Origin of the sequence: Thermosulfurimonas sp. F29 (genome assembly GCF_019688735.1) — a bacterium.
Taxonomy (GTDB): Bacteria; Desulfobacterota; Thermodesulfobacteria; order Thermodesulfobacteriales; family Thermodesulfobacteriaceae; genus Thermosulfurimonas_A.
This window is the reverse complement of the sequence record NZ_JAIFYA010000008.1, coordinates 1-1,177: the sequence shown is the minus strand read 5'-3', so window position 1 is coordinate 1,177 and position 1,177 is coordinate 1. Positions and strand designations below refer to the sequence as shown.

The 1,177-nt window shown below is 52.3% G+C and carries 1 protein-coding gene; it reads left to right on the top strand.

The features are described from left to right. Positions 1 to 64: 64 nt before the first annotated feature. A protein-coding gene (locus K3767_RS11995) for an IS3 family transposase (RefSeq protein ID WP_370630462.1) occupies positions 65 to 1,177 on the top strand; the annotation gives its coding sequence in 2 pieces (ribosomal slippage) (positions 65 to 346 and positions 349 to 1,177; 1,111 coding nt annotated over the 2 pieces). This gene is flagged as partial in the annotation.

Sequence of the window (1,177 nt, the reverse complement as noted above, 5' to 3'; positions counted from 1 at the left end):
TGAAGTGGACCCCGAAATTTGTACAGTGTGGTAAGGTGAAAAAATCAGACAAAGGAGGGGTCCAATGTCCAGGAAAAAGTCCAAGAGGTATTCTCCGGAATTCAAGGCCAAGGTAGCCCTTGAGGCTCTGAGGGAAGAGAAGTCCCTTGCGGAGCTGGCTGCGCAATTTGATCTTCATCCCAATATGATCTCGAAATGGAAAAGGCAGGCCCAGGAGGGGCTGGTATCAGTTTTTGCCCGGGGCAAGTCTTCGGATACCAGAGGGTATGAGGAAGAGATACGAAGGCTACAGGCCAAGATCGGGGAGCTGGTGGTGGAACGCGATTTTTTAGCCGGAATCTCCAGGAGAAGTTGAGCCTGGAGGAGAAGAAGGGGGCGATCTCTAAGGAAGAGGAGATAAGCGTTAGTCGGCAGTGCGAGCTATTGGGTTTCAGTCGTTCCGGTTATTACTATCGAGGTCGAGGAGAGAGACCGGAGAACCTTGAGCTGATGCGGAGGATCGACCAGATTTATCTTAAGAAGCCTTACTATGGGAGCCGGAGGATGACGGAGGTTTTGAGGCAAGAAGGGTACAGGGTGAACCGCAAGAGGGTGCAGCGTCTGATGCGGCTTATGGGGCTCAAGGTATTTTATCCCAGGCCCAGGAGGACCAGTGAAAAAGCGAAAGATCATCGGACTTATCCTTATTTGTTGAGGGATCGGAAGGTGGAGAGGCCCAATGAGGTATGGTGTTCGGACATTACATACATTCCCGTAAGGGGAGGCTATCTTTATCTGGTGGTAGTGCTAGACTGGTACAGTCGGAAGGTGCTTTCGTGGGGGTTATCGAACACGATGGAGGCTGGATTTTGCCGCCAGGTACTGGAGGAGGCGTTGGAGAAGTACGGGAGGCCGGCGATATTCAACACGGATCAAGGGAGTCAATACACGAGCAGGGAGTTTTTGGAGGTATTAGAGGAGGCAGGGGTAGCGATTTCGATGGACGGTCGTGGGCGATGGCAAGACAACCGAATGGTGGAGCGTTTTTGGAGGTCGCTGAAGTACGAGTGCGTATATTTACTGGAATTTGAGGGAGGGAAGGAAGCTCGGGAGGCGATAGGGAGGTGGATTGGGAGCTACAATGGGGAGAGGCCGCATTTTGGGTTAGGAGGGAGGACACCGGATGAGGTTTATTTTG